Source organism: Streptomyces sp. NPDC048415 (genome assembly GCF_040651675.1).
In the GTDB taxonomy this organism is placed as follows: domain Bacteria; phylum Actinomycetota; class Actinomycetes; order Streptomycetales; family Streptomycetaceae; genus Streptomyces.
In genome coordinates this window covers 1-10,128 of sequence record NZ_JBEZKJ010000162.1, presented here as the reverse complement: position 1 = coordinate 10,128, position 10,128 = coordinate 1, and the positions used below count along the sequence as shown (strand labels likewise).

At 69.4% G+C, this 10,128-nt stretch carries 7 protein-coding genes; 2 read left to right on the top strand and 5 right to left on the bottom strand.

From position 1 onward, the window contains the following. Nucleotides 1-313: 313 nt before the first annotated feature. Entirely contained in the window at nucleotides 314-1,054 is a 741-nt protein-coding gene (locus AB0D27_RS43815; RefSeq protein ID WP_362520841.1) for a VOC family protein, read from the bottom strand. A gap of 223 nt (nucleotides 1,055-1,277) precedes the next feature. Between AB0D27_RS43815 and argG the strand changes: the two genes are divergently transcribed. After that, nucleotides 1,278-2,726: an argininosuccinate synthase gene (gene argG / locus AB0D27_RS43810; RefSeq protein WP_362520838.1), complete on the top strand. Its 1,449-nt coding sequence runs from the start codon at nucleotides 1,278-1,280 to the stop codon at nucleotides 2,724-2,726. A gap of 176 nt (nucleotides 2,727-2,902) precedes the next feature. Here the strand turns inward: argG and AB0D27_RS43805 are convergent, their stop codons facing one another. The 4 genes from AB0D27_RS43805 to AB0D27_RS43790 all read right to left on the bottom strand — a co-directional run bounded on the left by AB0D27_RS43805 (nucleotide 2,903) and on the right by AB0D27_RS43790 (nucleotide 8,391). Continuing rightward, a complete protein-coding gene (locus AB0D27_RS43805; RefSeq protein ID WP_362520844.1) occupies nucleotides 2,903-3,946 on the bottom strand; it encodes a DUF6777 domain-containing protein in 1,044 nt (347 codons plus the stop codon). 1,175 nt (nucleotides 3,947-5,121) lie between these two features. Beyond that, nucleotides 5,122-5,976, bottom strand: a complete 855-nt coding sequence (locus tag AB0D27_RS43800; RefSeq protein ID WP_362520835.1) for a hypothetical protein — start codon at nucleotides 5,974-5,976, stop codon at nucleotides 5,122-5,124. A gap of 1,110 nt (nucleotides 5,977-7,086) precedes the next feature. Continuing rightward, entirely contained in the window at nucleotides 7,087-7,269 is a 183-nt protein-coding gene (locus AB0D27_RS43795) for a helix-turn-helix domain-containing protein (protein ID WP_362520832.1), read from the bottom strand. A gap of 93 nt (nucleotides 7,270-7,362) precedes the next feature. Beyond that, on the bottom strand, nucleotides 7,363-8,391 hold the full coding sequence (locus AB0D27_RS43790) for a serine/threonine-protein kinase (protein ID WP_362520829.1): 1,029 nt from the start codon (nucleotides 8,389-8,391) through the stop codon (nucleotides 7,363-7,365). 1,294 nt (nucleotides 8,392-9,685) lie between these two features. Between AB0D27_RS43790 and AB0D27_RS43785 the strand changes: the two genes are divergently transcribed. After that, a complete protein-coding gene (locus tag AB0D27_RS43785; RefSeq protein ID WP_362520826.1) occupies nucleotides 9,686-10,057 on the top strand; it encodes a hypothetical protein in 372 nt (123 codons plus the stop codon). Nucleotides 10,058-10,128 lie beyond the last annotated feature (71 nt).

Here is a 10,128-nt window from a genome sequence, read left to right as displayed (position 1 = left end):
GCGTCCGTGAGCTCGTGTCGCCGCACCATACGGGCGTCCTGCCCGGCAAACCACGAGATCCACCCAGCCCACCAAGAGCCATCAGAAATGGCCTAAGTCCACGTCCTCGGAGCGTCTCCGATTGGCTAAGCGATCCCGATCCCATGTCAGGCGTAGGGTCTGGCGGGGGTTCTGCACATTTCTGCTCTCCGATGCCTCGCGCTTCGTGACGGCCACCGCCCGAATCGACCGAGACGCCACAGCCCAACCCACGCGGGGCCATGGCGCATGAGCACACAAGGTTCACGTGTCGAGGTGTCGTCAACGCTCCGCGTCAGGAGGGAGCGAGGACGCAGAACTCGTGGCCCTCCGGGTCGGCCAGGCACGTCCACGGGACGTCGCCCTGGCCGAGGTCGAGGTCGGTGGCGCCGAGGGCCCGCAGCCGGGCCACCTCCGCTGCTTTGTCGTCACCGGAGTACGGCAGCAGGTCAAGATGGACGCGGTCTGGCACGGTCCTCACGCCGGGCGTGCGGAGGAACTCGAGATACGGGCCGACACCCTTGGCGGAGCGCAGCACCGCATGATCGTCAGTCACCTCATGCAGGGTCCAGTCCGTCGCCTCGCCCCAGAACCGGGCCATGGCCCGAGGATCCGCGCAGTCGACCACCACCGCGGCGATCGGCCCGGTGTCCCGGTAGACATCCCGAGGCTCCAGCACGCAGAACTCGTTGCCCTCCGGGTCGGCGAGGACCGTCCACGCCACCTGGCCCTGACCCACGTGGGCGGGCGTCGCACCGAGAGCCTGGAGGCGCGCGACCAACTCCGCCTGATGGGCCGCAGATGTGGTGGCGAGGTCGAGGTGGACACGGTTCTTTGTTGTCGTTTTGGGTTCCGGGACGGGAACGACGTCGATGCCTACAACGACCGGGTCCGGCCAGACGAGGCCGCCGACGGGGCCGACGTAGGTGGTCACGCCGGGGCTGTAAGCACTCCAGCCGAGTGCCTCCGCCCAGAACCGGCCGACCGCCGAGGCGTCAAGAGCCTTGATGATCACCTGAACAGGTCGCAGTGCCATGCCGGCGATCCTATGCGCCCGCTCTGCAACGACATCCGCGGGTACCGTCGCCAAACACGGATCAACTCTGTGATCAACGCGACGGTCAGCTCGCCAACTAGTGCGCTCAGCCCTGCCAAGTGAACTGCTCACTCGCCAGCTGAAGTGCTAAGCCACACTCAGTCGGACGACGACAGCCCACCACGGCCTTGCATGATCATGCGTTCTCTTGCATACTCTTGCTATGTCCAAGGTCCTCACCTCCCTCCCCGTCGGCGAGCGCGTCGGCATTGCCTTCTCCGGCGGGCTCGACACCTCCGTCGCCGTCGCCTGGATGCGCGACAAGGGCGCCGTCCCGTGCACGTACACCGCCGACATCGGCCAGTACGACGAGCCCGACATCGCGTCCGTGCCCGGCCGCGCCTCCGCGTACGGCGCCGAGATCACCCGGCTCGTCGACTGCCGTGCCGCGCTGGTCGAGGAAGGGCTGGCGGCGCTCGCATGCGGCGCGTTCCACATCAAGTCGGGCGGACGCCCGTACTTCAACACCACGCCCCTGGGGCGTGCCGTGACCGGCACGCTGCTGGTGCGGGCCATGCTCGAGGACGGGGTGCAGATCTGGGGCGACGGCTCCACGTTCAAGGGCAACGACATCGAGCGGTTCTACCGTTACGGGCTGCTCGCCAACCCGCACCTGCGGATCTACAAGCCCTGGCTGGACGCTGACTTCGTCACGGAGCTCGGCGGCCGCAAGGAGATGTCGGAGTGGCTGCTCGCGCACGGGCTGCCGTACCGGGACTCGACAGAGAAGGCGTATTCCACGGACGCCAACATCTGGGGTGCCACGCACGAGGCCAAGACCCTTGAGCACCTGGACACCGGCATCGAGACGGTCGACCCGATCATGGGCGTGAAGTTCTGGGACCCGTCGGTGGAGATCGGCACGGAGGACGTGACGGTCGGCTTCGACCAAGGCCGTCCGGTCACCATCAACGGCAAGGAGTTCGCCTCCCCGGTCGACCTCGTCATGGAGGCCAACGCGATCGGCGGTCGGCACGGTCTGGGCATGTCCGACCAGATCGAGAACCGGGTGATCGAGGCCAAGAGCCGCGGCATCTACGAGGCGCCCGGCATGGCACTGCTGCACATCGTCTACGAGCGCCTGGTCAACGCGATCCACAACGAGGACACCGTGGCCGCCTACCACAACGAGGGCCGGCGCCTCGGCCGGCTGCTCTACGAGGGCCGCTGGCTGGACCCGCAGGCGCTGATGGTGCGCGAGTCGCTGCAGCGCTGGGTCGGCGCGGCGATCACCGGCGAGGTGACCCTGCGGCTGCGGCGCGGCGAGGACTACTCGGTCCTCGACACCCGCGGCCCGGCGCTCAGCTACCACCCGGACAAGCTCTCCATGGAGCGCACCGAGGACTCGGCGTTCGGCCCGGTGGACCGGATCGGCCAGCTCACCATGCGCAACCTGGACATCGCCGACTCCCGGGCGCGGCTCGAGCAGTACGCGGGCTTGGGCATGGTCGGCACCGGCCACCCAACACTGATCGGCGCCGCCCAGGCGGCCTCGACCGGCCTGATCGGCACCATGGACCAGGGCGGCGCCCAGGCGATCGCCTCACGTGGTGAGGCCACGGACGAAGAGACGATGCTGGACCGCGCCGCGATGGAGTCCGGCACGGACTGAGACCGCCTCACCGCCCCGGTTCACCACCGGGACATCCCGCCCTCCACGACGCGGCCGAGAGCAGCACGGCAGCACGGCGACGCCGTGCATTGCAGCCGTCACGTGCCAAGGGGGGCGGGGCCCTGCCCGATATCCGCACTCCACCCGGCGAGGTGCATCGCCGGGTGGGACGCCTGCTACTGCGGCCCCGTTCCGGCCGGTGCGGAGCCGGGATCCTGGGGCGCATCCGCCTCAGGCGCAGAGGCCGGCGGCGCAGACGGTGGCGGAGCTGAGGGCGGCGGTGCGGAGGGTGCTGGCGCTGAGGGGGGCGGCGGCGCAGACGGCGGCGGTGCGGAGGACGGCGGCGCAGTCGGTGGCGCGGACGGTGAGGAAGGCGGGGCGGAGGGCGGAGATTCCGGCTTCGAGGACTCCCCGGACGAGGACGGTGGCGTCTGCTCCGCCGTCTTCGGCGAGGACGGCTCGGAGGAGGACGGCTTGGAGGAGGACGGCGTCGGCTTGCCCGGCTCGGGCGGGGACTGGTCCTTGGAGGACGTGTCCTTCGACGGCGTCGGCTCCCTGCCCGAGGAGGGCGGTGGCGTCTCCTTCGACGACTTCGACGACTTCGACGACTTCGACGAGGACGGCTCGGGAGAGGACGGCTTCGACGAGGGCGGCGCGGAAGGGGACGAGGACGGCGCGGGCGAGGACTGGTCCTTGGGGGAGGTGTCCTTCGGCGGTGTCGGTTCCTTGCCCGGTCCGGACGGCCGGGGCAGCGGCGGCGGCGTGGTCTTCTGGTCGTGCGTGCCGCGGTCGTCGCCGCCCTGCCGGGTGAACCAGTCCCCGCGCTTCGGGCCAGCCATGACGAAGGTCTTCACCGGGCGGGGTGCGGGGGCGACGACGACGACATCTGAGGGCCGGTAGCCGGGCCATACCTCGCCCGCCCGCCTGGGTGTGCCCTGCTGGGCGGCCGCCGGTGTCAGCGGGTTCCCGCACGCGCAGCGCACCCGCGGCACACCTCGGTCGTCGACCAGGACCGCGGTCCCCGCCTGCAGCACGGCCGGATAACTCGTCGCCGAACCGTCCCGGTAGCCGTGGTTGCCGACCCGGGTGTCGGCCGTGAGCCGCACGGGAGTGAGGGTGCGCAGATAGCCGGGGACGCCGGAGGGCTGGATGCCCAGCACCGAGGCGAAGGCCCGGTTCTTCGACGGATCCTTTCCCAGCGCAGTGATCTGCTTGCCCACATCGCAGCTCGCGACGTTCCGCGTCCCCCCGTACAAGCCCGGAGCGTCACCGGCCACACTCTGCGCCACCTGGCCCGCAGCCGGCACAGGCAGCGACGACGCCGGCGGCGTGTCCTCTCGCGCCGTCGACTCGGTGAACGGATCCGCGCCCGTACTCCCCGCGGACTGCAGGAAAACCTCACCCTGCTGATTCAAGGTGCCGTTCGAACGGGTGAACACCACGATCAAGGCCACCGCCGCCACCAGCGCGGCAGCGATCAGAGCCACCCGCGCCACAGGCCCGCGCCCCCGCCACCGGCCGCCACCGCCGCCCCGGCCCGGGCCGCCCGGGCCCTCCCCGCCCGGCGGCCGGGAAGCACCCGACAACGGACCCGAAGGAGGACCCGAAGCGGCACCCGAAGAAGGACCCGAAGGGGGCGGCGCAGGAACACTCGACGCAGAACCCGCAGGAGCACCCGAAGAAGGACCCGCAGGAGGAGGCGTAGGAGAGGAGCCCGGGGGAGGACCTGCAGGAGGAGGCGTAGGACGGCCGGACGACGGCGGTTGGGTGCTCACGAGCTCTGCTCCCCGGCGTCAGGGCCTGCGTCACACAGGCCAGCCGTGCACGGCCTCCGCGAAACCCGCAACGTCAAGCACCGGCGCAACAGCGTCCCGCCAGAAGGGGAAGCCCGACCTGGGGAAACCAGCGATACCAGCCGGAACAAGCTTCCCCCCGCCTGTCCCTCACCGTTCCCACCTCGCCGAAGCCTCCTGCCTCCCATTGTGCGCGGCCCTCCCCCACGCCCCGCAAGCCGACACAACCCACGCCCCCCAGCAGTCGGCTGCCCATCTCCCGCGTTTGGGCGGCAAAGGCCAGCAGCACGCGAAGGACCGCGCCTGCCCGGCGCCGCGTCCGGTGACACGGATGCGCAAGCGGTACTGACGGCGAACGCCCACGGGGCCGCCACCAGGGCGGTGCAACGCTGCCGAAGCCCTCCGGACATGAGCGCTCACTTCCTTACAGGACAAGAAGATCGACTATTTGGGGCAAGGAGATCAACAAGACGACAGGGGTGAAGGCCGGAAAGGCCCTCACCCCTTCACGCAGGACGTCACGGTCCGGACGTCAGCAACCCGCCCGGCTCACCGGCAAGAGCCGGCCACAATGCGTCAGTACCGGTACCGCCACCCACGCCCTACGCAGCCGGAGCCGGAGCGGGCTCAGCCGGAGCCGGAGCAGGCTCAGCCGGAGCAGGCTCAGCCGGAGCCGGGGCCGGGTCAGGCTTGGCGGGATCCGGCTTCGCAGGATCCGGCTTGGCGGGATCCGGCTTGGCCGGGTCAGGCTTGGCGGGATCCGGCTTGGCCGGGTCAGGCTTCGCAGGATCAGGCTTGGCGGGATCCGGCTTGGCCGGGTCAGGCTTCGCAGGATCAGGCTTGGCGGGGTCAGGCTTGGCCGGGTCAGGCTTGGCCGGGTCAGGCTTCGCAGGATCAGGCTTGGCGGGGTCAGGCTTGGCCGGGTCAGGCTTGGCCGGGTCAGGCTTCGCGGGATCCGGCTTGGCCGGGTCAGGCTTCGCGGGATCCGGCTTGGCCGGGTCAGGCTTCGCGGGATCAGGCTTCGTCTCGACCTTGTGCTGGTCCTTCCAGTGGTCCTTGTCCTTGGTATCCCAGAAGTGATCGTTGTGGTGCTTCTCCCAGTAGTAGTAGTCGTTGTGGGAGTCCCAGAAATAGAGCTTGTAGTGGTGTTCCACCACGTAATAGCAGTGGTAGTAGTCGTCCCAGTAGTACTTGTGGTGGTCGTCCCAGCAGAAGTACTTGTCATGTTTGTGGTGCTTGTGGTGCTTGTGGTGCTTGTTCCAGCAGTAGTCCTTGTGATGGCCGTGATGGCCGGGAGCCATCGCCGCCGCCGGCGTCTGCGGCATCGGGGCCGCCGTCGCGGCAGCGGCCGGTAGGAGCACACCCCCGGCGACCGCCACGCCCGACGCCACCACTGTCGCCAGCCCCAGCCGGCGCCTGGAACGCACGCCATTACGGTTACGGGAAATACGAGTCATGATTCCTCCTGAAGTGAAAGGCACTTCTTCGCGCCCCGGGTGCCTCGTTCTCTTTCCGGAGTTTCCGGCGAGGCCCGCACTTCCAGTAGGCCCGCACCACCCCACCCCGGTCACGTTCCGAGGGCTCGGGACTTGACAGACCCAAAAGCGCCACGCAAAGCCGCGAAAGCCGTAACCACACCGCCCCCGGCCTTGCGCAAACAGCCGGCCCGCGACAGCACACACCGCTGCAGCCCAAACGGCCTTGAATCCGCGAGGCCGGTAGGGCTCAACCGGAGGAGAGGACCACGCCCCTCCCGGCCAGGCAGCCGCCGGCAAACCGACCGCGGCACCGGAACACGCAGGCAAATGCCCGAGACATGCGGTCCATGCGGCCCTCGCTGGTCAAGGCGAGCGGGACACGCAGTGGCCCCGCAGCAACGACCAGATGCTCTCGACCGGATCGAGGCTGGGAGCACAGCGACGGCAGTCGGTGCCACGGTCAGCCATTCGCGGCCAGCGGTGAACTGCCCCATAGCGCACGCGCGGGGAGAAGGCCCCATACCAGCACCACCCCACCAGCAAGCCGCCGCACCGCCGAGCCGACCAGCCGCCGACGGGGACCGGCCAGGAGCGACAGGGACTGGCCGCCGCGTGGACCCGCGACCCGATTGCAGGTCCCACGGGCGAGACCACGGCAACTCCTGGAGGAGCTGCGGCCACGCGCATCGTGTCCCAGAGAGCGACCGCTCCCGATGACCGGCCTGACACAGCTCTATCGGCTGGACACCCGGCGTGCCGACGAGACCGGACGACTGGCACCTGCTCCAGATGTCCCGGTGTCGCTTCGACCGGCACGGCAAGACCGGCCATGCCATGTCGCTGCAGCCGCGCCGGCGCAAGTCATCGACGTCACCGACATACTGGCCTCCCCGCCGCAACCGCAGGTCGTCGGCTTTCCCGGATGGCTGCCGCAGCCCTACGTCCTGCACCCGAGCAGGGGGCTATCTACCCCTTCCGGGCTACTGCCCGAGGACTCGCCGAACAGGTCGATGAACTCGACTCGCCCGCCTACCAGCACGGCTTCGGGTGGGGTCGTCGACATCGAGTGGGACAGAGCTGGCTCGGGCTCTATCGGTGGTCTGTTCCGGTGCGCAAGCAGTCGGCGCCGCGGACGGTCTCCATCGTCCGGCGGCCGAACGGGGTGTCGGTCTTGCGCCGCGGGTGGCCGATGTAGACCTCGCCGCTGTGGGTGTCGCCGTCGACGTTCTCATCCCACACATGGGTGAGGATGCCGGTCTTGCTGACGACCACTCGGGGCGGTGCAGCAGGAGCTCCGTGGGCCCCGCACCTCTCGCTCTGCCCGCATGGCAGGCGGGCGCAACAAGATCGCTCGAAGCGAGCTCCCTAACCGGGCGGGCGGGCAAAGACCGGCCGGGCCCAGGCAGGCGGATCCGGCGGCGGCCCGGAGGATTGCGCCGCCCCCACAGCCGCGTGGGCCGCCTGTTCCGGCGCACGCGCAGCCTTGGCGGCATCAGTCGCCGCGACACGCAGAGCGGCCACGAATTCCAGGCAGGAGCCGTAACGGTCCTCGGGCACCTTCGCCAGAGCCCTGGCCAAAACATCGTCCATCGCCGGCGGAATGCCCGGCCGCCTCTCACTCAGCGCAGGCGGCTGGTCGTACTGATGCGCCCACAGCAGCGCGATGTCGTCATCCCGCTGGAACGGCGGCCCGCCCGCGAGGGTTTCGTAGACGACGCAGGCAAGGCTGTACAGATCGCACCTGCCGTCCACCGGACGCCCCGAAATCTGCTCCGGCGCCACATAGTCCAGCGTGCCGACAAACTCGCCCACCGTGGTGAACCCGGTCAGCGACAGCGACTTCTTCGTCAGCCCGAAATCCGTCAGATACACATGCTCCGGGTGATCACTGTCCGTGCCCCGAGCCACCAGTACATTGCCGGGCTTGACATCGCGGTGCACCAGGTCATGCTCATGCGCCGCGTCAAGCGCCGACGCCACCTGAGCGGCAATCCGCAACGCCGTCCCTACCGGCAACGGGCCGTCCCGGTCCAGCAGAGCCCGCAGATCCAGCCCCGGAACGTAACGCATGGCGATATACAGGACACCGTCCGTCTCACCGGCCTCAAAAATCGGCACGATATGCGGGTGATCGATCGCAGCGGCCACCCGTGACTCATAGGTGAAACGGCGGCGGAACGTGTCGTTGCGAACCATTTCCGGGGCCAGCAGCTTCAGTGCCACCGTACGGTCCAGACGCAGATCACGCGCGCAATACACCACGGCCATCCCCCCACGCCCGATCTCACGCTCCACCCGGTACCCCGCGATCTGCGACCCCGTCAAACCCGAAGCGCGACCGCCATACACACTGCTCACACCCGAGCCGCCCGACCCATCCGAACCCGCACGCATCACACACCCCCCACCCACACCCACCCCGCCATCCCGTGCCCGCACCGCCTGCTTCGATCCGTCACCACACCACCAAGGCCGACCCCCACGCCCCAGCCCGGCACAACCAGACCGACAAACCACCTATTCATACACAAATACTATCCAGTCGCCCACGCCACCGCCCGATCACCACCCATCCCGCCGCCACCGAGCCGGGCCCAGCCGCCGACCACATCACCCGGGCATCAGCCCCCCCAACCCCCCACCAGCACAAAGGACGTTTTCCCGGCGCCAGGCACGGCTGGAGGAACGCCCACCGTCGAGCCGGCGTCCTCTCCACGACGCTTCGCGACCGCACCTTCTACGAGCCGCCACCAGAACGCGGCTGCCGCCCAGCGGCCTTGGGCCACGCTCAGCAGGTGACCCGTGGAGCCGGGGCCGGCCTTCCATCCCGCACAGGCCCGCACGGCCGGATCCTTCCGGCACCGCAAGCCCACACTCCCCCACACCACCGATCCCTCATTGGCGGGCCAGAACACGACAGCCTCCAACCCCCCGTTCCCGCACAGGCATCCCGTCGCGCCGGCGCCGGCTGCGTCCTCCCACAAGTCCCCGCCGTCCGCGACAAACCCTCCGCCGCCCCAGCCGGAGCACTATCGCCCGTTCCGCCCTCGACGTCGCCGACGAACACGAAGAACGCGCGCCCGCGCCAGTCGTCCAGCACCCAGCCCGGCCAACGACATACCAGCACGCCGACCAGGTCCCGGTGTCCGCGAGGCCGCTCAGCCGGCCACTCCCCACCACTTCAGCGGCACTGCGCAGCGACAGCCCGGGGCAGTCGAGGCAACTCCCCCCACCCGCTCCAGGACCTACCACCTCAGGGACGGGCGTTCCCCAACTACACCAGCACGCAAGGAGGTTGCCTACGCGACCACGGCTGACACCCGGCCTGTCCGACCGACTGCACCCCGTTTGACTTTCCTACATGCATATGCGTAGGTTGGACACAGATTGACCCAAAAGTCCGTCTTTTTGCCCCGGTGAGAAGACGTACAATTCCACCAGCCCGGCCGACGACCACCCGGCCGCCGGCTGTCCGACGGACGAATTGCCCCGCCCCGGGGTCTTGCGTACTCACGCAGCCCCGGTGGGCCCGATGCCGGCGCATATCCGTGCATGAACCGGCGACGGCAACTCCCGTCGCCATCCCAGCCGATGCACCGGCCCCCTCGCGAACACCTCAGTACCCATGCGGTATCAATGCCGCCGCATCCGCGCAGGGCACGGCACGTCCGCCCGAAAGGGAAACACCATGCGCATCACACCATCAACAGCCGTCCGGCTGATCGCCACCCCCCTGGCCGCCCTCGGCCTTACCGTCGGCGGAGCCACCCTGGCCAGCGCCACCACCACATCCCACGCGCCCACGTCGCACTCCTGTAGCAACAGCGACTGGAACGGGCACGACAACTCCAGCCGCCACGACAACCACTCGAGCCGTGACCACGACTCCGGCCGCCACGACGACAACCGCCGCGACGACGACCACTCCAGCCGTCACGACGACAACGGTTATGGCAATGACCACGGCGACAACGGTTATAGCAATGACCACGGCGACCATGGCGGCGGCGACCACGGCGGCAACGGCGACCACGGCGGCGGCGACCACGGCGGCCGCTGACACCACGAAACCAACAACCCTCTAGATCCTGCCCTGGCCGGGGGGCGGGCCGGCCCCCCCCCGCCCCGGCC

Excerpts from the sequence above, each read along its gene's own strand:
- AB0D27_RS43815 (WP_362520841.1), bottom strand. The coding sequence starts at position 1,054 with ATGGCACTGCGACCTGTTCAGGTGATCATCAAGGCTCTTGACGCCTCG.
- argG (WP_362520838.1), top strand. The coding sequence starts at position 1,278 with ATGTCCAAGGTCCTCACCTCCCTCCCCGTCGGCGAGCGCGTCGGCATT.
- AB0D27_RS43800 (WP_362520835.1), bottom strand. The coding sequence starts at position 5,976 with ATGACTCGTATTTCCCGTAACCGTAATGGCGTGCGTTCCAGGCGCCGG.
- AB0D27_RS43790 (WP_362520829.1), bottom strand. The coding sequence starts at position 8,391 with ATGCGTGCGGGTTCGGATGGGTCGGGCGGCTCGGGTGTGAGCAGTGTG.
- AB0D27_RS43785 (WP_362520826.1), top strand. The coding sequence starts at position 9,686 with ATGCGCATCACACCATCAACAGCCGTCCGGCTGATCGCCACCCCCCTG.